At 64.2% G+C, this 19,494-nt stretch carries 17 protein-coding genes; 7 read left to right on the forward strand and 10 right to left on the reverse strand.

All coding sequences use genetic code 11. The annotated features are described in order from the left end of the window. Window positions 1–80: 80 nt before the first annotated feature. Both AC25Y4_RS09640 and AC25Y4_RS09645 read left to right on the forward strand, forming a co-directional pair. Window positions 81–1,685, forward strand: a complete 1,605-nt coding sequence (locus AC25Y4_RS09640) for an SDR family oxidoreductase (protein ID WP_488120171.1) — start codon at window positions 81–83, stop codon at window positions 1,683–1,685. A gap of 111 nt (window positions 1,686–1,796) precedes the next feature. After that, window positions 1,797–2,357, forward strand: coding sequence for a GDSL-type esterase/lipase family protein (locus AC25Y4_RS09645; protein WP_488120172.1), 561 nt, complete (start codon window positions 1,797–1,799; stop codon window positions 2,355–2,357). Window positions 2,358–2,447: 90 nt separating this feature from the next. Here AC25Y4_RS09645 and AC25Y4_RS09650 read toward each other — a convergent pair whose 3' ends face one another. Further along, on the reverse strand, window positions 2,448–3,281 hold the full coding sequence (locus AC25Y4_RS09650; protein WP_488120173.1) for an SDR family NAD(P)-dependent oxidoreductase: 834 nt from the start codon (window positions 3,279–3,281) through the stop codon (window positions 2,448–2,450). An 83-nt stretch (window positions 3,282–3,364) separates the two neighbouring features. Between AC25Y4_RS09650 and AC25Y4_RS09655 the strand changes: the two genes are divergently transcribed. Next, the gene (locus AC25Y4_RS09655) at window positions 3,365–3,970 is read left to right on the forward strand and encodes a TetR/AcrR family transcriptional regulator (RefSeq protein WP_488120174.1); all 606 of its coding nucleotides are present in this window, start codon (window positions 3,365–3,367) and stop codon (window positions 3,968–3,970) included. Between the two features lie 364 nt (window positions 3,971–4,334). Here AC25Y4_RS09655 and AC25Y4_RS09660 read toward each other — a convergent pair whose 3' ends face one another. The 6 genes from AC25Y4_RS09660 to AC25Y4_RS09685 are packed head-to-tail and all read right to left on the reverse strand — an operon-like array spanning window position 4,335 to window position 10,863. Further along, window positions 4,335–5,477, reverse strand: a complete 1,143-nt coding sequence (locus AC25Y4_RS09660; RefSeq protein ID WP_488120175.1) for a zinc-binding dehydrogenase — start codon at window positions 5,475–5,477, stop codon at window positions 4,335–4,337. After that, entirely contained in the window at window positions 5,474–6,199 is a 726-nt protein-coding gene (locus AC25Y4_RS09665; RefSeq protein ID WP_488120176.1) for an HAD family hydrolase, read from the reverse strand. Before AC25Y4_RS09665 ends, AC25Y4_RS09660 begins: the two co-directional genes overlap by 4 nt. Further along, window positions 6,199–7,347: a TIGR03364 family FAD-dependent oxidoreductase gene (locus AC25Y4_RS09670; RefSeq protein ID WP_488120177.1), complete on the reverse strand. Its 1,149-nt coding sequence runs from the start codon at window positions 7,345–7,347 to the stop codon at window positions 6,199–6,201. The genes AC25Y4_RS09665 and AC25Y4_RS09670 overlap by 1 nt, the downstream gene beginning before the upstream one ends. After that, window positions 7,344–9,068, reverse strand: coding sequence for a phosphonate ABC transporter, permease protein PhnE (gene phnE, locus AC25Y4_RS09675; protein WP_488120178.1), 1,725 nt, complete (start codon window positions 9,066–9,068; stop codon window positions 7,344–7,346). The genes AC25Y4_RS09670 and phnE overlap by 4 nt, the downstream gene beginning before the upstream one ends. Next, the gene (gene phnC / locus AC25Y4_RS09680) at window positions 9,065–9,895 is read right to left on the reverse strand and encodes a phosphonate ABC transporter ATP-binding protein (protein ID WP_488120179.1); all 831 of its coding nucleotides are present in this window, start codon (window positions 9,893–9,895) and stop codon (window positions 9,065–9,067) included. The genes phnE and phnC overlap by 4 nt, the downstream gene beginning before the upstream one ends. Before the next feature lie 38 nt (window positions 9,896–9,933). Beyond that, window positions 9,934–10,863 (reverse strand): phosphate/phosphite/phosphonate ABC transporter substrate-binding protein, encoded by a 930-nt coding sequence (locus tag AC25Y4_RS09685; RefSeq protein WP_488120180.1) that lies wholly within the window; start codon window positions 10,861–10,863, stop codon window positions 9,934–9,936. A gap of 168 nt (window positions 10,864–11,031) precedes the next feature. On the opposite strand from AC25Y4_RS09685, the gene AC25Y4_RS09690 reads away from it, so the two are divergent. Beyond that, window positions 11,032–11,781: a GntR family transcriptional regulator gene (locus AC25Y4_RS09690; RefSeq protein ID WP_488120181.1), complete on the forward strand. Its 750-nt coding sequence runs from the start codon at window positions 11,032–11,034 to the stop codon at window positions 11,779–11,781. An 8-nt stretch (window positions 11,782–11,789) separates the two neighbouring features. On the opposite strand, the gene AC25Y4_RS09695 is transcribed toward AC25Y4_RS09690, so the two are convergent. The 3 genes from AC25Y4_RS09695 to AC25Y4_RS09705 all read right to left on the reverse strand — a co-directional run bounded on the left by AC25Y4_RS09695 (window position 11,790) and on the right by AC25Y4_RS09705 (window position 14,606). After that, a complete protein-coding gene (locus tag AC25Y4_RS09695; protein ID WP_488120182.1) occupies window positions 11,790–12,668 on the reverse strand; it encodes an EamA family transporter in 879 nt (292 codons plus the stop codon). 197 nt (window positions 12,669–12,865) lie between these two features. Next, window positions 12,866–14,335, reverse strand: coding sequence for a M20/M25/M40 family metallo-hydrolase (locus tag AC25Y4_RS09700; protein WP_488120183.1), 1,470 nt, complete (start codon window positions 14,333–14,335; stop codon window positions 12,866–12,868). Next, complete coding sequence (locus AC25Y4_RS09705; protein ID WP_488120184.1) at window positions 14,328–14,606, reverse strand: metal-sensitive transcriptional regulator; 279 nt, start codon at window positions 14,604–14,606, stop codon at window positions 14,328–14,330. The genes AC25Y4_RS09700 and AC25Y4_RS09705 overlap by 8 nt, the downstream gene beginning before the upstream one ends. Before the next feature lie 109 nt (window positions 14,607–14,715). Between AC25Y4_RS09705 and AC25Y4_RS09710 the strand changes: the two genes are divergently transcribed. The 3 genes from AC25Y4_RS09710 (at window position 14,716) to AC25Y4_RS09720 (ending at window position 19,389) form a co-directional block, all read left to right on the forward strand. Beyond that, window positions 14,716–16,632 carry a DUF2207 domain-containing protein gene (locus tag AC25Y4_RS09710; protein ID WP_488120185.1) on the forward strand — a complete coding sequence of 639 codons (1,917 nt, stop codon included), beginning with the start codon at window positions 14,716–14,718 and terminating at the stop codon, window positions 16,630–16,632. Then, entirely contained in the window at window positions 16,632–16,982 is a 351-nt protein-coding gene (locus AC25Y4_RS09715) for a DUF6804 family protein (protein WP_488120186.1), read from the forward strand. The genes AC25Y4_RS09710 and AC25Y4_RS09715 overlap by 1 nt, the downstream gene beginning before the upstream one ends. Window positions 16,983–17,205: 223 nt before the next feature. Next, a complete protein-coding gene (locus AC25Y4_RS09720; RefSeq protein ID WP_488120187.1) occupies window positions 17,206–19,389 on the forward strand; it encodes a DEAD/DEAH box helicase in 2,184 nt (727 codons plus the stop codon). Window positions 19,390–19,494: the final 105 nt, after the last annotated feature.

A 19,494-nucleotide genomic window follows, 5' to 3' on the forward strand; every position in this document is an offset into this window, starting at 1 on the left:
GCGGTACTTGGCCACTGCACCGCTGCGGCCGCTGCGAAATCTCTCCAGCGAGACCGCGGCCACGAACGTAGGCTGAGGTGATGAGCCCACGACGCGTACTCGTGACAGGAGCAACCGGATACATCGGCGGCCGGCTGGTTCCGCGCCTGCTCGAAGCCGGCTACGAGGTGCGCGTCCTCGTGCGATCGCCGCAGCGCCTCACCGATGTTCCCTGGGCCTCAGAGGTCGAGATCGTGGCAGGCGACCTGGACGATCTGGCATCCGTTCGACGTGCCTGTGACGGATGCGACGTGCTCTATTACCTCGTTCACTCCATGTCGAGCGGCCCAGCGTTCGAAAGCATGGAGCTGCGCGCGGCGCGGAATGCCGCGCAGGCTGCTGCCGAGGTTGGGATGTCGCGCATCGTCTACCTGGGCGGGCTGCATCCCGATGCCGAACACCTCTCGCCGCATCTCCGCTCCCGCGTCGAGGTCGGCAAGATATTGCTGGACTCTGGCGTGCCGACGGTGGCGCTGCAGGCCGGGGTCGTCATTGGGTCCGGGTCGACCTCGTTCGAGATGATCCGGCACCTCACCGACGTTCTGCCGTATATGCCGGCGCCGAAATGGGTGCGCAACTTCATCCAGCCGATCGCCGTGCGCGACGTGCTCTATTACTTGATCCATGCGGCCGAACTGCCGCCAGAGGTGAACCGCACCTTCGACATCGGCGGTCCGGACGTGCTGCGCTACGGACAGATGATGAATGGCTATGCGCTGGAGGCCGGCCTCCACCAGCGACCGATCGCAGCCCTCCCTGTCTTGACTCCATGGTTGGCCTCGCAGTGGGTGAATCTGGTGACGCCGATTCCGCGCAGCCTGGCCATCCCGATCATTGCATCGCTGCAATACGACTGCGTCATGCACGAGCACGACATCGACGACTACATTCCCCAGCCAGAGGACGGACTCACTCCGTATCGACGCGCGGTCCGCCTCGCTCTCGGGCGGATGCGCGACGGCGAGGTCGAGACCAGCTGGCAGAACGCGTCCATCGAGGGCGCATCAAGCAACCCGCTGCCCAGCGACCCAGACTGGGCCGGCCACATCGTCTACACCGATGTGAAGGAACGCCACACGAGCGCCGACCGAACCGACCTCTGGCGTGTCATTGAATCGATTGGCGGAGAGAACGGCTGGTATTCGTTCCCGCTCGCCTGGGCGGTGCGTGGCTGGATGGACAAGCTCGCAGGTGGCGTCGGACTCCGTCGTGGCCGCGTGCACCCCGACAGGCTGCACACCGGAGACGCCCTCGACTTCTGGCGGGTGGAGAAGATCGAGCGCGGCCACCTGCTGCGCCTGCGCGCCGAGATGCGCGTGCCGGGGCGCGCCTGGCTCGAGATGCGTGCCGAAACCGATCCCGCCGGCGGCTCTATCTACAAGCAGCGCGCGATCTTTTTCCCTCGTGGCCTCGGTGGGCGGCTGTACTGGTGGTCGATCCTGCCGTTCCACGGTGTCATCTTCACCGGCATGGCCAACCGCATCACCGCAACGGCTGAGTCGCAGCCGACGGCCACATCAGCTGCCACGTCAACGGCTACAGCGGCGTCGCAGCCTGCAGCGGATGCCGCGTCAGAACCGGTCGCGCAAGCCACGCAGCAACCGACGGGATCGACGACTGCCAGCGCTGATATCGTGCGTGACTAGCGTCGTTCATACCCGCTTGCCGGTGGGCACGCAAGACGATTGCGTGCGCATCCACTGTGAGTTCTGTCGTATGTTTGCGGTTCAGTGCATGATGGATATGAGGAGGCCACTATGACCGGATCACTAGTATTCATCGGCGATGGCCTAACAACAGGCGGTCGCTGGGACGAATGGTTTCCAGAGTTCACCGTTCACAACTTAGGTGTGAGCGGCGAAACGACGGACGCACTGTTGGACAGGCTGGAGTCGGTTATCGAACTTGAGCCAGACGCAGTTGTCGTTCAAATCGGTACAAACGACGTGGGCTGGCGACGGAGCGACGAGTACATCGTGCGCAACGTTGAGACGATATTGCACACGCTGCGGAGGCGGCTTCCAGAGACCCGAATCCTGGCGCAGTCGATACCGCCACGCGAACGCGATCACGTCGATCTCATCCGCTCGATCAATCGGCACGTGTGGCAATATGCGCCAACGCTGCATGCCGGCTATCTCGACCTGTGGCCGATGCTCGCCGACCCAGACGGGGAAATCGGCGTGGGATTCTCCGAAGACCGGCTGCATCTGAACGAGGCAGGCTACGCGATCTGGGTCGCAGAGTTGAAGCCGGCGCTCGAGGTGCTCTTCGAGACGCCGACGTCGACCACGACGATCCCGGTTCAGTACATCTAGGACTTGGAAATCTTGAACGTGGGAGTTTCAGCAGCTCTATGCACACGAACGCCAGCACGTGCTCCGAACTGTCGAGTCGTGGCGTGGCGATCACCGGGCTGCTGAGGCCCGGGTGCTTTCGTTGCGACGTGCAGGATCTGTGAGCCGGTACATCAACCGGGCGGTGGTTCGCCGGCTCACGAGCCGGAAGACGCCAGCGCCGACCCGGTTGGAGGTGCCGTCTATGACGCTCGGCCCTGGGTTGTGGCGGGAGAGATGCGCGAGGGCGGTCGCGACGACAGCGTCTGGAGTTCGCATCTTGGCACCCGCGGTGGCGTCGTCCGTGCCGACGACGGAGTTGAACTCGGTGCTCGTCGCACCAGGGGACAGCGCGAACGCCGTGACTCCTGTGCCCTGGAGCTCAGCCCAGAGCGACTCGGTGAAGCTGAGTATGAAGGCTTTCGCTGCCCCGTAGACGGCCATGCGGGGGGCTGGCGTGTATGCGGCCATGCTCGCGACGTTGATCAGGTAGCCGTGGCCGGCCGCGATCATGTCAGGCAGGAACGCCGCGCTGAGTTGCACAGGCGTGGAGACGTCGACTGCGACTTCCTGGGCGAGCCGCGCCGGGTCCTCCTCGATGAACGGACCGAACGTTCCGAACCCGGCGTTGTTGATGAGACTCGTCACATGCAGACCTGCGGTGGAGACGGCGGTGTACAGCTCGGTTCCCGCTGTCGGCGAGCCGAGATCCTGGGCGATGGCCGTGGCGGTTATGCCGTGGTCCTGTTCGAGCTCTGCCGCAAGCTGCTCGAGGCGATCGAGCCGGCGCGCGACCAGGATCAGATTGGATCCTCGGGCGGCGAGTGCGCGAGCGAACGATGCTCCGATTCCGGAGCTGGCTCCGGTGATGAGAACGGTCTGGGTTCGGTGGTCGATGGTCGGCATGAAGGCTCCAATGTCGGTAGATGCAGAACTCTATGTCTAGCTGGCACTGAGTGTCAACAGGGCATCTAGGATAAGGTTCGACCATGGGTACTGATGCATCACTATGGGAGCGATCGCGGCAAGCGGCCTATATCGAAATTACGGGCGTTGCGATGCGTCTTTTCCTTGAGCAGGGATTCGAGCAGACGACCGTTGATCAGATAGTCGCGGCAGCTGGCATCTCACGACGCTCCTTCTTCCGATACTTCGGCACGAAGGAAGACGTTGTGCTCGGCGACCTCGCAAACCAGGGCCTGCTAGTCCAACAGGCTCTCGAAGCTGTTCCCCTGACTGTCGCGCCCTGGGAAGCGCTTCGCGCCGCCTTGAACGCTGTGGACGCCCTTGAAGTCGAGCCTGGTATCACTCTGAAAATCTCGAAGATGATGTATGAGACGCCGTCGTTGCGCGCGCGCAGCATTGAAAAGCACTTGCATTGGCAGTCGCTGCTCGTGCCGAACATCCGCGAACGACTCGGTGTCGGCGCTGACCACGATGATCCGGCAGCTGACGCCATTGTTGCCAGCGCCATCGCGTGTCTCGATGTCGCCGGCGAACTATGGACACGATTGGGCGGAGGCTTGAGGCTTGCCGACCTCTATGACCAAGCCGTCAGCGCGGTCAGAGGTGTTTCCGCGCAATTCACGGCGTGATGCTGGCTACCCGGCGGCGGGGCGGAGGCCGTGGAGAAGATGTCCAGCATCAGCGTGCGGTCAGCGGGTGTGCCGAGACGAACCGCGTGTTCGATGAGCCGTCGTGCAAAGACGGATGACGGACTTCCGCTCATGCGTGGGCACATCCCGATACGCGACCGACCACATTTGACGTCTCCCGTTGACCAGCATCGGCGCGTACACGAAGGCGAAGACCGCGACGGAGGTCTTCGCATTCGAATTCCTTCGGAGGCTCACTGCCGCCGGCCTGCCGGTCGCGTCTGTGTTGACCAGACCCGGCGTCGGTGTCGATGCGAAGACCCCTGAGCGGTCGGGAATCCGAGACGTGAGCGCCAGCGAGCGTCTACTGGATCCGCGGATCAATCGCGACACGAACTGGTCCGCCTGGACCGGCCTGACGAATTCCCTCGTCGAGTCGATCAAGCGCGATGGTTGCGCCGACGAGTTCATGGAATGGTCGGGTCTCCCATCGCTCAGTTATGTATGCCGCGGCGCCCATCAGGTGCGCTTCCGTGTAATTGTGGACGCCGGTCACGGTCAAAAGTCGGCGAACCATGTCCTCGGGATCGAGTGGCACAGGCTCGGTCGGGGAGACGCTGCCGACAAGCACGATCGTGCCGCCGACCGCGGCAGAGCCGAACGCGTCGGCGACCGCAGCGCGGGATCCAGAAGCTTCGATGACGACATCGAAGCCGTCGTCGACACCGGCCGCGCTGAGGATGCGTGCAATCTCGTCCGGGTCTGCGAGCGGGTTGTAGGTCGCAGTTGCGCCGAAACGGAGCGCCATCTCCCGGCGAACGGGGTCGGGGTCGGCAACGACGACTTTCGACCCCCTGTCGGTTGCGATCGCGGTTGCCGTGAGTCCAATGAGTCCCGCTCCGCTGATGAGCACATCGGGGCTCTGGTGAGGGTGGGTGCGAGCGGCCGCGTCGAGCGCTGCCCATGCAGTTGCCGTGCCGCACGAGACCGGTGCGAGTACTTCGGCCGGTACCGATTCGGGCACGCACACGATCGGGGTGCCGGCGAGCAGGTGGGTGTGGGTGGCGAATCCACCGGACAGCGACCACCGCTTCTCGATCTTCTGGTGCCCGTATTTCCGGAGGGTGCGGCACTTCTGGGTCAGGCCGGATACGCAGCGATCGCAGGTGCCGCAACTTGCGGCTATCGACCAGATGACGCGATTGCCGACGGCGAGGAGCGCCCCGTCGACCGCCCGTGGAGAGCCGCTGCCGATGGCGACGATCCGACCGACTTGCTCGTGCCCCAACACCAGAGGAGACGGGGCTGCACGGTCGCCGCGGCTTGTGTGAACGTCAGACCCGCAGATGGTTGCGAGTTCGATCTCGACGAGGACCTCGAGCGGGTCAAGGTCGACGCTGACGAACGCTGCCTTTTCGTGCGGACGGTCTGGCGCGACCCAGACCATGGCCAATGCTGCTGGCTCAAGCAGAATGCTGTGCGGTGCTGCCATTGTCTGGATGCTCATCGTGCTGCCACGGGGGAAAGCGAGGGCAACTGCGTCACATCTTCGATGACGGCGTCTGCGCCGGCCTCGACGAGGGTGGCCCGACCGTGGGATCCGCTGAGGACCCCGACAACCAGGCCGGCCCCGGCTGCTCGGCCGGAGCGGACATCGCTGGCAGTGTCGCCGAGCACGGCGACGGCGCTCATTGCGCTGACTCCCGCTCGCAGCGCCGCGGCCAGGACGAGGTCGGGGGCTGGGCGTCCGCGACCGGCGTCAACGGGGGAGAGAGCGATGTCGACGAGATCGATCCACCCGAGGGAACGGAGGATCGCGTCGCGAGTCACGGGTGCGAATCCGGTGGTGAGGGCCACTTTCACCCCATCAGCGATGAGACGACGGATCAGCGCTTCGGAGCCGGGGATCTCGGTGACGTTCTGCTCGACGATCAGCTCGGCATATGCGTCCTCGAATGCGACGGTGGCGCGTGCCGCTGCGTGAGTGTCGCCGCCGGCAAGGTGAGTGAAGACATCGATCTTCGACATTCCCATAGTCTGGCGAACGTAGGCGAGCGCTTCTGCCTGTGAGAGCTGCGCGACGACGTTCGTGCGCTCGGCGGCACGCTGGAAGGCCATCTCGACAACGCCGTCGTCGCTGACGGTGGTTCCGGCCATGTCGAAGACGACGAGCTCGATGCCGTCGAGAGCGTGGGAGGTGGCGGTCGGGGTTTCGGTGTTAAGCGACATCAGATGCCTTTCATGGGGTTGAGAGCGCCGAGACGCTCGGACAGAATTGTTTCGGCCAGGCCGAGCCCCGTGGTCATGCCGATGCCGGTGGTCGCGGCGAGGGCGACTACTCCGGGTTCTGGTTCCGCCACCAGGAATTCGGTTGGGGCGCTGGCATAGATGCCTTGCCATCGCTCGAGCACCCTGGCCGGTGCGCCGAAGAGCTTCGACGTTTCCTCCAGGAGAAGGCCGGCTGTTGCTTCGCTTTGGAAAGGGGAGGGCGCAGTGGCCTTGTGGTGGGAATCGCCGACTATGACACTGCCGTCGGGAAGCTGGGTGTACATCTGGTTGAGGTCGATGGCCGCCAGGTCGGGACGCTGCGTGTGCAGTCGTTCGCGTACGGCATCCGCTTGAGGCAGCGTCGCGAAGGCGCTGTAGCGAATGAGGGACCAACCGGTCAGCAGGGGTGCCGCCAGCGGACGGGGGAGCGGCAGGTCTACGCGGAGCATGTCGAGCGAGCAGCGCACAATGCGGTGCTCCTCGGCGAGGTCAGGGAGGAGCTGGTCGATGTCGTGGTTGACCGCGACCACGACCGTATCCGCGTGTATGACGCCCCTGCTGGTGTGAACGGTTCCGGTGGTGACGCTGCCCACTGACGTGCGCATCCGGAATTCGACGCCGAGGGAAGCGAGATGGCGCACAATCGCCGTCGCCGCCGTACGCGGGTTCGTCTGCAAGTCGTAGGGAAGCACCGCACCGCCGGTCAGCTGGCGCGATTCTATGGGCACAACGGCCGCCATTTCGGTGGCGTCGAGCAACCGGATCGCCGGCTCCTCACCGAACCCGTGCGCCAGTTGAGCGGCGGATGCCTCGAGAAGGGCGAGCTCGTCGCTGTGCCTGGCGATTACGTGTGTGCCGCATTCGCGGAGCCAAAAGCCGGCGTCGCGGGAGAGGCGCAGCCAGATTTCCCTCGATGCGATCCCGTAGCGGCGCGCGTCGCCGGCCTGCGGGGTAAAGCAGAGGTGGCCGAAGTTGCGAACAGTCGCACCGACTGGTTCGGTGCTTCGGTCGATCACCACGACTCGCAGTCCCCGCCGCACCGCAGCGTAGGCGGCGCCGAGTCCAACAATGCCGGAACCGACAATGGCGATATCGAAGCGTTCACTCATCGGAATACCCTCCTCATCCACATGGCGAGCCCTTCGACAAGAAGGACCGTGACCAGGATCATCAGCACGATGGCGGTCACCGTTGCGTAGTTCGAGCCTTGGCTGGCGTTGAGCAGGTAGTAGCCGATGCCGCCGCCGCCGACAATGCCGAGCAGGGTTGCCGCGCGAATATTCGTATCTATGAGATAGAAGGTGTGCCCGAGCATCGCAAGGGCCGACTGCGGCACGGTTGCGCCGGCGTAGATCTGCAGCCGGGTTGCGCCGGTCGCGGTCAGCGCCCGTTCTGGTCCGCTGGCAACTTCCTCCACCGAGTCGGCGATCAGTTTGCCGAGTAATCCGACACCGCCGACGGCAAGCGCGATCGTGCCTGCCTGCGTCCCCAACCCGCTGATGACGATCAGTACGATCGCCAGTATCAGCTCTGGAATGCCGCGCACCACAACAAGGAGAAGCCGGAAGCCACTCCGGACGGTCCGATTCGGTGCCACGTTCCGCGCAGCGAGGGAACCGATGACGAATGAAGCGACCACCGTCAACAGGGCGGCCGCCAGCGCGATCACGACTGTCTCACGCATGGCTTCGACCATCGTGGCGACCTCGTAGCTGCCGAATGATGGCGGCCAGAACTGGACCGCTACTGCGGGAACCCGTCCCCAAAATGTGACAAAGTCGGCCCAGCGGATGTCGCTGACAAGGACAGACGCGACGACTACTGCCACAGCGACAGTGCCGGCGATGGTGTTGCGCACACGCGTTGCATTCCACGGACGTCGCAGCGCTGATTCGCTGGTGATGGCAGGGACGTTTGGCACTCGTGCGGGCTGCGGCGGGCGGATCCGGCGAAACAGCCTGTCGAACGGCCCTGTAGCGGTGTTGCCTGGCCCGAGCATGGCCGCGCGGACAGAGCTCGAGACGATCTCCATGACGACACAGAGGGCGAAGATGATGAGTGCAATGCCGAGTCCTCGGCCATATTCGAGCGACTTGAACGCGTAGGACATCTCCAAACCCAGCCCGGCCACCCCGACATAGCCGAGGATGACGGAGCCGCGCAGGTTGATGTCGTTGCGGTGCAGGACGGTGGCCACCCACGATGGGAGCACCTGCGGCAGCACACCGGCGGTGAATTCCTGCAACTTCGAGCCGCCCGCTGCTCGGATGGCGAGTCTCGGACCTTCGTCGATCTGCTCGATGGCATCGGCGAACATTTTCGAGATCATGCCGATTGAGTGGATTCCGATGGCGAGGATGCCAGGGAGGGAGCCGAGCGAGAACATCAGCACGAACACCATCGCCAGCACGACGTCGGGAACCGCCCTGGCGAGGACACCGAGGAAGCGGGCCAGGCCGCGCCAACTGTTGCTGGGAGAGGTGTTGGACGCAGCGAGGTAGGCCAGGGGGACCGACAGCACGGCGGCCAGCAGCGTGCCGGTGAACACGAGTCCGAGGGTCTGTGCCGTGAGCGCGACAAGTACATCGCGGTCTGGGAACGTGATGGGGCCAACGCGAACGAAGAAACGCTCTGCGTTTGACCAGCTCTGCACCATGCGCGGGAGAGAAATGTCGACCTCTGCGAGGGCGCCGACCGCCAGCACCACGAGAGCGGCAAGTGTGAGAACGGCGGCGATTCGCTGGGGAGAACGACGCGGCCGTGGAGCACGCTCGGCCACGCCGGAGTCGGGCGTTTGTGTCGCCCGTCTGGACGGAAGGGTAACGGTCACAGCGCTGCCTCTGGGGCCAGCAGCTCGATCTGAACAGCTTCCAGCTCTGACGTTGTGGTTGCGACGCGACCGTAGATTTCCATGACCTGGCTTTTGGATAGTCCGGCGGTCGGTAGGTCGAGCACGACAGCGCCATGACGGAGGCCGACGATGCGGTCGGCCCACGCGATCGCGAGGTCGACCTGGTGCAGGCTACAGAGCACGGTGAGACCCTCTTCGGAAGCGATCTCCCTGATGAGTGCCATGACCTGATCGCTCGACTCTGGATCAAGGGACGCGACGGGCTCGTCGGCGAGCAGGATGCTCGGATTCTGCATCAGTGCACGGGCAATTGCCACGCGCTGTTGCTGTCCTCCTGAGAGCGTGTCCGCACGCTGGTAGGCACGGTCGAGAAGCCCGACGCGTTCGAGGTGGCGCAGCGCGCGCAGCTTGCTTGACTTCGGGTAGCTCCAGAGGCCAAGCCGGGGACCGCGAAGCTCGGCGAGGGCGCCGGTGAGCACGTTCTCGAGGACAGTCAGCGATGGCACGAGTTCGAACTGCTGGAAGATGAAGCCGATTCGGCTGCGGAGGGTGCGCAGACGGCGGCCGCCCAGAGCGGGCACATTCTCCCCGAGGACCGCCACAGATCCTGCCGTCGGGAGTTCGAGGGCGTCGACGTGGCGGAGGAGGGTGGACTTGCCCGACCCGGAGAGTCCGAGCAAGACGACGATTTCCCCGCGGCGCACGGTGAGGGAGACGCCATTGAGAGCGGTGGTGGTGCCGAACTGCTTCGTGAGGCCGGCAATTTCTATGACCTTCTCAGGTGCAGCGGGTGGTGTGGTCGTCATGGGATTCTCCGAGTCGGTTCGTCAGCGTCAGCCGATAGCTACTTCTGGCACTGAGTGGCTTTGGTTGCCTCGCAGATGTCGCGGATCTGGTCGTAGTACTCGTCGTCGACGGGAACGGTGGCGTAGAAGACGCTCCGGAATCCCTCGGAGTCTGCACTGTCGATGCCAGCTGCAACGATGTCGTCTGCGGTGACTTCGGAGAGGATGTCTCGAAGCTTCTGCTTGACGTCTGCCGGGAGGGTGTTCGACTCGACGATCGGGGCACCGGGAACCATCGTCTTGGCGATGACCTTGACCTTGTCTGACTTTTCAACCTCGCTGTCCTCGGCGAAGCCGGCTTCGCACTCGACGCCCTCGCCCACCTTCTGCACGCTGACGTCGTGCTTGCCGGCGAACACCGGCGTCACGTCGGCCTCCGGGTCGACGCCGGCCTCAAGCAGGTTGTAGCTGGGGAAGAGATAGCCAGAGGTCGACGACGGGTCGACGAAGCAGATCTTCTTGCCCTTCATCTGTTCGATCGATGTGATGGAGCTTCCCGTTGGCACGATCGCCTCTGAGTAGTACCCGGGCTCCTGGCCCTCTGTGGTGATGATCGAGGAAATCGGTGTCAGCTCTGCACCATTGTTCGTCGCGGTCACATAGGTGAAACCGGAGAAGGAGGCGACGTCGATTTGGCCGGCGATAGCCGCCTCGATCAGAGCCGCATAGTCGGTCGACTCGTGGTATTCGACGGTTTTGCCGGTCTCCTGGGCAATGTAGTCCATCAGGGGCTGGTAGTTGGTCTCGGTGTCGACGGAGTCGGGGACGACCCCGAAGACGAGGGTGCTTGAATCGACGGCGTAGCCGCCCTCAGCGTCTGCGGCGGCCGCATCGTCGGAGGATGTGGCGCCGGAGCATCCGGTAAGCGCGAGGGTGAGAGCACTGGCGACGGCGAGCGTCGCGACGGACATACGGGTACGTGTGATCATGATTGCCTTTCCGGGCGGGATCGAGGGTCGTCTGAAATTCTGCCCGACCTGTCGTCAAGATGTATACCTATCTGGCCGTTAGTTCACGACGTGTTCACCTATGTATCCACTAGATGAACGGCGCGTGTCCGGGCCACTCGAATACCGCAGGGCCAGTAGGGTGCCTACGTGGCCGATGTTATGTACAAGCAAATCGCCGACGATCTGCGCTCCGCTATCACGACGGGTCGCCTCCGTCCGGGCGACGAGATCCCGACCGAGGGTGAGCTCGCCGACCGCTGGAGCACATCGAGAGGGCCTATTCGAAACGCCCTCGCCGTCCTCCGGGCTGAAGGGCTGATTGAGAGCACCAGGGGCCGCCCCAGCCGGGTGACCGAACGCAAGGCGTACCAGGCCGTAGACGTCTCGATCCCATTCACCAAGTGGGCTCGCGAGATCGGCGCAAACCCCGGAGCCCTGACCCAACACGTGGCACTTCGCCGCTCCGACAGCGAACAGGCTGCGCTCCTCGGAATTACAGAGGGCGATCTCGTCGTCGACGTGCTCCGACTGCGCTCACTCGACGGCCGGCCGACGATGGTCGAACGGTTGACCTACATTGAACCGGTCGGTCGGCACCTCTTCGACGTCGACCTCGATACCGTCTCGATCACTGAGTTCCTTGAATCCCGTGGCTGGAAATCGGCCGATGTGGATCATGAGATAGACGCCGTCGCAGCGGATTCAACAGATGCATCCTTGCTCGGCCTGGAACGTGGAGCGCCCATCCTCCGGCTGCGCAGAATCACTCGCCATACCGATGGACGCACCATCGAGGCGTCGGACGACCGCTACCGAAGCGACATCGTCCGATTCACCGTCTCAGCATCAGGGCGCTATTTTGAAGGCGGCCACTTCATCCGACCAATTGGCATCTGACGCAGAACTCACGACGCCAGCAGCAGTACACCGAACACGACCACGACCGACGCTGTGACGCGCCGGACAGCAGAGCCCTCGCGCAACACCAACACTCCGAACAGTGACACCAGGACAACGCTCACCTCTCGAACCGGTGCCACCAGCGCCACCGGCGCCACCGTCATGGCGGTCAGCACGAGAATGTACGACAGCGGGGACAGCACCCCGAACGCCACAATGCGCGGCCAGTGCGCACGGGCTACAGCGATCATCTCGCCCCTGCGTCGGAACACCTGAGGTGCATAGAGCACAAGTTCCACCGCCGTGCACCCAACCATGAACGCCACCGGCGACAGTCCCCACGTGCGCAACGCATGCGCATCCCAGATTGTGTATGAAGCAATCGCCACGCCTGTTAGCACCCCGAACACGATGCTCAGATCCAGCCCCCGCCGCATACCTGCCGCGGGTGTTGTTCGATCGATCAGTCCTGTCGCGATCACCCCGACGACGATGACGGCGACTCCGAGCATCGCAATCACATCGAGGTGCTCCCCGAGCAACACCACGGCGAGGAACGAGCTCAACGCCGGCCCCGTCCCGCGAGCAGTCGCATAGACAGTCGACAACCGGCCCCGCGCATAGCCCTGCTGCAACACCAGCATGTATAGCACGTGTAAAACACCGGACACCCCGGCACCCACAGCGAAACCCGCCAAGAGCTGGGGCCCGCCGACACCGAACCCGCCCGTGAGCGGGATGAGCGGTGCCCAGATCAGGGTGCTCGCCAGAGCTCCCCACCATAAGAACGGCACGCCGATCCGACTCACACCGTGAGCCAGCACATTCCATGCCGCATGACAGATCGCTGCCGAAAGGACAAGGAACAAAGCAAATACAGACACGAGGACCCTTCCCGCCGCACGGGGGCGCGACACAGGAGTCCTCCAGGCTTCTATCCTTTTAGATGACGGCTCACCGATCGCGGTCAGCCGTGGCGCCGCTCGAACCAGTCAGACAGTTACGTCCCGGAACCCTAGGCGCTATCAGGGGGAGCGTAGCAGGTGCGGGTAAACGGGTTGCGCCTGCGCTGGAAACCGCGCTAGCTGGCCGCGATCACGCGCGTGTAGAAGTCGATGCCGCGGAGGAACGTCGCCACGTGGATCCGCTCGTTGACGGCATGCAGGGTGCCGCGCTCCTCGCCGCTCATCTCGAACGGGCTGAACCGGTAGACGTGATCGCTGATACGGGTGAAGTGTCGGCTGTCGCTGGCACCGAGCATCACATACGGGGTCACGACAGTGCCGGGGAAGGCCTGCTCGATGCTGCCCGTGACCAGGTCCCAGGCTGCGCCGTGCGTCGGAGACACCTCAGACGGCTCGTTTGCGTGCTCAGCTGCGACGTGTACCCGTTTGTCACCGATGGCCTTCGTGACGTGCCGCAGCATCTCCTCGATGCTCGACCCCTGCGCGATGCGCACATTGACGACGGCACTGGCCTTCTCGGCCAGGGCGTTCGCCGCTTGCGCACCGGAGAGCTGGGTGACCACAGCCGTGGTGCGCACCATGGCACTGGTCTCATCGCTCAGCCGACCGAGGAGCATGGTCAGCGGCATCCGGAACAGGTGTGCCCGCTCGAAGACAAAGCGCAGGATGCCGGTGCTGTGGGCGCCGAGGGTCGTGATCATCTCGAAGTTGGTCGGGGTGAGGCCTGCAGGGAACGGACGGGCGTTGAGTCGGGTGATCGCGCGGGCCAGACGCACCGGCGCCGGCATCCGTGGGGGAGTGGACGCGTGACCGCCGGCCTGTTCCACCGTGAGGATCACGCTGGTGATGCCCTTTTCGCTGACGCCGACCACCGCGATGGGTTTGGTCACGCCGGGGAAGATATCCTGCACGACCGCGCCGCCCTCGTCGAGCACCAGGCCAGGCGAGATGCCGCGGCTCTGCAGCAGGTCGACGATCGCTGACGCACCGGCGCCGGTTGTCTCTTCGTTGTGGCCAAAGCTCAGGTAGATGTCGCGCTCAGGCTGAAAGCCTGCGAGCACCTGCGCTTCGACGGCTTCGAGAACGGCAACGAGTGAGCCCTTGTCGTCGAGCGTTCCCCGGCCCCAGATGAGCTGATCGGCGCCCTCGCCGACGAGTTCAGCCGCGAACGGCGGGTGCGTCCAGTCATCATCGGTTGCCGACACGACGTCGTAGTGCGCCATCAGCACGGTCGGGCCAGTCGAGCTCTGGCCTGGCTGACTGCTCTGCTTTGCCTGACTGCTCAGCTTTGCTTCACTACTCTGCTCTGCCTGACTACTCCGGCCTGCCCAGCGATAGAGCAGCGAATGGCCGGCCACAATCTCCAGGGTTAGCGTCGCATGCAACGCCGGATACAGCGCGGGCAGCGTTGCAATGAAGAGGTCGAACTGCGCCCAATCCGTCGTCGTCTCGTCGAGGCGCGACATGGTCGGAATGCGAATCAAGGCCTGCAAGCGAGAAACGGATGTCGACACCCCGTCTGCATGCACGGCCGCCCCAGGCGCCGCAGCGACCGCAGCGACAGCATCCACCGTGCCATCAGCCACGGTTGTTGCTCAGTTCGAATATCTTCAGCAGCTCCTCGATCGCGTTGTCGCGCTCGTCGCCGCCCGCTTCGAACATCTGCGTGACGTGGGTCTTCAGATGGTTCTCGACCAGGAGCTTGTTGAGCGATCCAAGCGACTTCTGGATGGCCAGCGACTGCGTGAGGATATCGACGCAGTAGTCCTCGTTTTCGATCATCTTCTCGAGCCCGCGCATTTGCCCCTCGAGGATGCGCGTGCGGTGAAGGGCCCGGCGCTTGATGTCTTCGATCATGGCTACAGGCTACCCGTTCGTCGAAATACCGTGGAGGGGTATTGTCGGCATCCGCTTGGGCAGACCTGCGGCGGCTCAGTAGGCCTCATTCGCTCGCTAGTCTGGAAGAATGCGTCGACGTACGGGGTTCCTCATAGCCACGGTTGCTCTGACTCTTTCCACGATGGTCTTCATCGGTGCGGCACCGACGGCTAACCAGGCGTCTTCGGCCACGGCAGAGACAGCAGCCCTGGCGCCGGCCGAGTTCGACGCGCTCACAACGGGCGTCGACGACTTCACGTTCGATTCCTGGCACTCCGACCTCGACCTGGGCAGAGACGACGACGGTCGCGCCACACTCACCACGACGGAAACCATCGTCGCCGATTTCCCTGACACAGATCAGAACCACGGGATCCGACGCGCGATCCCCACCCACTACGACGGCCACACCACCGACCTCGACATCGTGAGCGTCACCGATGAGAACGGCGCGGCGCGCAGCTACGACAGCGAATCATCCGACGATGACGGCGAATTCCTCACCCTCACCATCGCGGCCGATGAGTTCGTGCACGGCCTCCAGACCTACGTCATCACGTACACCCAGCACAACGTCATCCTGTTCCCCGATGACGCGGCAGACAACGAGTTCTTCTGGGAGGTGAACGGCACAGGGTGGGCGCAGCCGTTCCGCTCCGTGACCGCAACGCTGTCGATGGATGCCGACCTTGCTGCAGCCCTGAACGGCCAGTCGGCCTGTTTCCAGGGCTGGGCGACGTCGAGCGATCCGTGCGAATCTCTGGTGCAGACCGACACGGATGCCGGCACCAGCTTCGAGGCGACGGCCACAGACCTTGAAAAATACCAGGGCCTCACCATCGTTGTCGGGTTCGACGATGGAACGTTCGTTCCCCGTGACGACTCCTTCCTCGCCAATGCATTCCCGACGGTAGGCCTGATCGGCGCCGTCCTGGCCGTGATTACGGCCATCCTGGCGTGGGTGGCGCGCCTCACGCGCTGGCGAAACGCACCGGGCCGGCCGACGATCATCGCCGAGTACCTGCCGCCGAAGGGCGTCAATCTGCTGGTGTCCGGCGATATCGCGGGTGCGATGGGCAGGGCCATGCCGGCCCAGCTGTTGAGCTTCGCCGTTCGCGGGAATGTGCGCGTCCTGGAGGCGGACGGCAATGGTCACTACATCCTGGAGCTCGTGCACACAGAAGGACTCGACGCCGAAGAGCTGGCACTCCTGTCCGATCTGATGCCGACGCTCACCCCGGGAGCGCGACGTGACCTCAAGACGAAGGACCCTGCCGTCGCAAGCAAGGTGCACAAACACGTCGCCGCCGTGAAGAAGACAGTCGTGACGCAGGGGCTCCGCCGGCAGAGGGGCGGCGCCATCCGCTCCTGGCTGATTGCGGCCAGCATCATCTCGCTCGTCATCGCCCTGGTCGGTTCGATTGGCGCGTTCGCCACCGAAGTCGCCGGGCTCTGGCCGCTGCTCACACTGTTCGTCGGGGTCATCGGTTTCATCGCCGCCATGGCAGCGCTTGCCACCGTGCGCCCACTCACCCCGGCCGGCTCTGAGCTGCGCGACTACCTGGCCGGACTCCGCCGCTACATCGACCTCGCAGAGTCAGACAGGCTGCGGGTGCTGCAAAGCCCGGCAGGCGCACTCACCTCGCCCTATCGCCCCGTGCTCGACGCATCCCTCGTGCCAGAAGCGGATGCCGGCACGCCGGACTCCCAGCTGAAGATCGTCAAGCTGTACGAACGCGTCTTGCCGTTCGCCGTCTTGTTCGGCCTCGAGAAGAACTGGTCGAAGGTGCTCGGCGACTACTACGACAGGTCAGGCGCCCAGCCGGACTGGTATGTCGGTTCCCACGGATTCAACGCTGCGCTCTTTGCCACTGGCATCGGCGCCTTCGCCTCATCGACCACAGCGGCGTGGTCTGGGACCGCGAGCAGTTCATCAAGTTCAGGATTCAGTGGAGGCGGTTCCGTCGGAGGCGGCGGAGGCGGCGGTGGAGGAGGAGGCGTCTAGTGGGCGTTAAGGAATATGGCACGCCGAAGAAACCGACGTTCAGTCGGTCTGCGCTGGCACCAGGGTTACTCGGTGCGATCGCGCTGCTCGGCGGGCTGGCGCTGCTGGATGTCGACAGCTTCATCATCGTTCGCTACGTCGTGAGCATCCTCGCGGTGATCATGTGCGTGTTCGCGATCCAGGCGAAGGCGTGGTGGTGGCTGATCGGGCTGGTGCCCATCGCCGTGATCTGGAACCCCGTCGTTGTCATCGAACTGCACGGCCAGGGCTGGGTGTCTATCCAGTTCATTGCGGCGATTGTGTTCATCATTGCGGGCATCCGTATCAAAGTTCCTGTACGCGAGCTGTAGGCCGCGGGCGTAGACTGGCAGGACGCCGGAAGAACCCGGTCACCGTCTCGACCGTGCCGCTGCATTCATATGCAGTAGACGCGCTGCTCGATTCAGGGTTCGGCGTATCGGTTGAGTCTGCAGCTTCGACGCTGAGGGCCAAGCGAGGGCGGTCATTCCAGGCCGCTGGCTGAGCAATCAGCGGGCTGTATCCGCGATAGCGGCACCCGCGAAGTGGAGAAGAATGGCAAATACGCGCCAACAGTCGTCGGGTTCAAGCAGCCGCGGAAGCAGCAGCAATAGCCGAAATCGACCGCGCACGCGGTCTCGCGACGACGATGCACCGATCATCCCGATCCTTGCCCGCAAGGTGCGTGAGGTCGAGGCGAAGGCGCAGGCCAGCGGAAAGCTCGGCCCGACCAACCGCACCAAGTACCAGGTCATCGCGCTGCTGATGCGCGAGGAGCGTGCCAGGGTCAAGACCGACCCCGAACTCACCGACGCCAACCGCGCCGAACTGCTGAAGCGCCTGGATGGCATCGCCCAGATTCTCGCGAAGACCGCGGGGCGCGACACCAGCCTCATCACGCTGCTCGAACCCGATGCGGGTGTCTCGACTGTCGCCCAGCGTTTCCGTCGGGATTGGCTGCTCGAATCTGGCGCAGACCTCACCCCAGACGAATTGATCATCACCCGTGAGGCCGAGATTAAGCCTGAGGTGCCGATCAACCAGGTCATCCCGCAGTCGGTGAAGGCCAGAGCTCTCGCCAACCCGTTCCTTGCCCCCGACTTCAGTGCCGCAGCGCCAGCGCCCGTCGTCCCCGTGCGACGCCTCGCCAACTGGGAACTGCTCGGCCCGCTCTTCAAATCGTTCGAATACGGCTCAGGCGGCCAGGCCGCCAGCATGGACCTGCCAGAGGCGCCCCCCATCGACCGGCTGTCACCAGCTGGCATGGAGCTCATGCGGCATCAGGCGCGCTTCGTGGAAAGCGCACGCCTCGGCCACCGCAGCTACCTGCTCGCTGACGAGCCTGGCCTCGGCAAGACGGCGCAGAGCCTGCTCGCGGCATCCGTCACCAACTCGTACCCGCTGCTCGCGATCGTGCCGAACGTCGTGAAGATGAACTGGGCTCGCGAGGTTGAACTGTGGACACCGCACCGCAGGGCGACAGTCATCCACGGCGACGGCGACACGCTTGATGCGTTCGCCGACGTTGTCGTTGTCAACTACGACGTGCTCGACCGCCACCTGGCGTGGCTCGGCACCCTCGGTTTCAAGGGCATGGTCGTCGATGAGGCGCACTTCATCAAGAACCTGCAGTCGCAGCGGTCGAAGCACGTCTTGTCGCTCGCCGAGCAGATCCGACGCCGCACGCCGGGCGGAAACCCGCTGCTGATGGCACTCACCGGAACCCCCCTCATCAACGATGTCGATGACTTCAGGGCCATCTGGCAGTTCCTCGGCTGGATCGACGGCGACAAGCCGACCGCGAAGCTGATGGCGAAGCTCGAAGCCACCGGGCTGACCCCGGCCGACCTCGGCTTCTACGCTGAGGCCCGCGCTGCCGTCATCGACATGGGCATCGTCAGGCGTCGCAAGGTGGATGTCGCTGCAGATCTGCCCGCCAAGCGAATCGCCGACCTGCCCGTCGAACTTGACGACGACCTCGGTCGCTCGATCCAGAAGGCTGAGCGTGAGCTCGCAGCCCGACTCGTCGTCCGCTACAACGCACTCGTGCAGGCCAGGTCAACCGGCAGCAAGAAGATGGTGCCAGACGAAGACCAGCGCGCATCGTTCATTCGTGCCGTCGCGCACGCCGAACTCGAAGAGTCGAAGGGTGCAACGACCGGCGAGAACGTCTTCACGATGGTGCGGAAGATCGGCCAGGCCAAGGCAGGCCTCGCCGCCGACTACGCCGCCCAGCTGGCGCGTTCGGTGGGCAAGGTCGTCTTCTTCGCCAAGCACATCGACGTCATGGACCTGGCGGAGGACACCTTCGCCAAGCGTGACCTGCGCACCGTCTCGATCCGTGGCGACCAGTCGACGCTTGAGCGCCAGGCGGCCATTGATGCCTTCAACAACGACCCTGATGTCGCGATCATTGTCTGTTCGCTCACCGCGGCCGGCGTTGGCGTGAACCTGCAGGCTGCGTCCAACGTCGTGCTCGCCGAGCTCAGCTGGACCGCCGCTGAGCAGACGCAGGCCATCGACCGCGTGCACCGCATTGGCCAGGAAGAACCCGTCACGGCCTGGCGCATCATCGCGGCACACACCATCGATGCCCGGATCGCCGAGCTCATCGGCAGCAAGCAGGGCCTGGCCGCCCGCGCGCTCGACGGCTCTGAAGAAGAGGTGTCGACTGCAGACTCCGTGCAGGCCAGCGCGCTGATCTACCTGCTCACGCAGGCGCTCGACGGCGAATTGTAAACGGATGCCGGCCGAGCCCTGTGTGGGCTCGGCCGCGACCGATTTGAGTCGGACGCTGCTGCCCGCCATGATGTGTAGACGGTGAAGACGCCGTCATCGTTCATG

This window comes from Leifsonia sp. Y878, from assembly GCF_057669685.1.

What these genes read in the sequence shown, in the direction of transcription:
- AC25Y4_RS09710 (WP_488120185.1), top strand. Translation starts at nt 14,716, where the DNA reads ATGCGTCGACGTACGGGGTTCCTCATAGCCACGGTTGCTCTGACTCTT.
- AC25Y4_RS09705 (WP_488120184.1), bottom strand. Translation starts at nt 14,606, where the DNA reads ATGATCGAAGACATCAAGCGCCGGGCCCTTCACCGCACGCGCATCCTC.
- AC25Y4_RS09665 (WP_488120176.1), bottom strand. Translation starts at nt 6,199, where the DNA reads ATGTCGCTTAACACCGAAACCCCGACCGCCACCTCCCACGCTCTCGAC.
- AC25Y4_RS09720 (WP_488120187.1), top strand. Translation starts at nt 17,206, where the DNA reads ATGGCAAATACGCGCCAACAGTCGTCGGGTTCAAGCAGCCGCGGAAGC.
- AC25Y4_RS09640 (WP_488120171.1), top strand. Translation starts at nt 81, where the DNA reads ATGAGCCCACGACGCGTACTCGTGACAGGAGCAACCGGATACATCGGC.
- AC25Y4_RS09660 (WP_488120175.1), bottom strand. Translation starts at nt 5,477, where the DNA reads ATGAGCATCCAGACAATGGCAGCACCGCACAGCATTCTGCTTGAGCCA.
- AC25Y4_RS09650 (WP_488120173.1), bottom strand. Translation starts at nt 3,281, where the DNA reads ATGCCGACCATCGACCACCGAACCCAGACCGTTCTCATCACCGGAGCC.
- AC25Y4_RS09670 (WP_488120177.1), bottom strand. Translation starts at nt 7,347, where the DNA reads ATGAGTGAACGCTTCGATATCGCCATTGTCGGTTCCGGCATTGTTGGA.
- phnC (WP_488120179.1), bottom strand. Translation starts at nt 9,895, where the DNA reads ATGACGACCACACCACCCGCTGCACCTGAGAAGGTCATAGAAATTGCC.
- AC25Y4_RS09645 (WP_488120172.1), top strand. Translation starts at nt 1,797, where the DNA reads ATGACCGGATCACTAGTATTCATCGGCGATGGCCTAACAACAGGCGGT.
- AC25Y4_RS09685 (WP_488120180.1), bottom strand. Translation starts at nt 10,863, where the DNA reads ATGATCACACGTACCCGTATGTCCGTCGCGACGCTCGCCGTCGCCAGT.
- AC25Y4_RS09655 (WP_488120174.1), top strand. Translation starts at nt 3,365, where the DNA reads ATGGGTACTGATGCATCACTATGGGAGCGATCGCGGCAAGCGGCCTAT.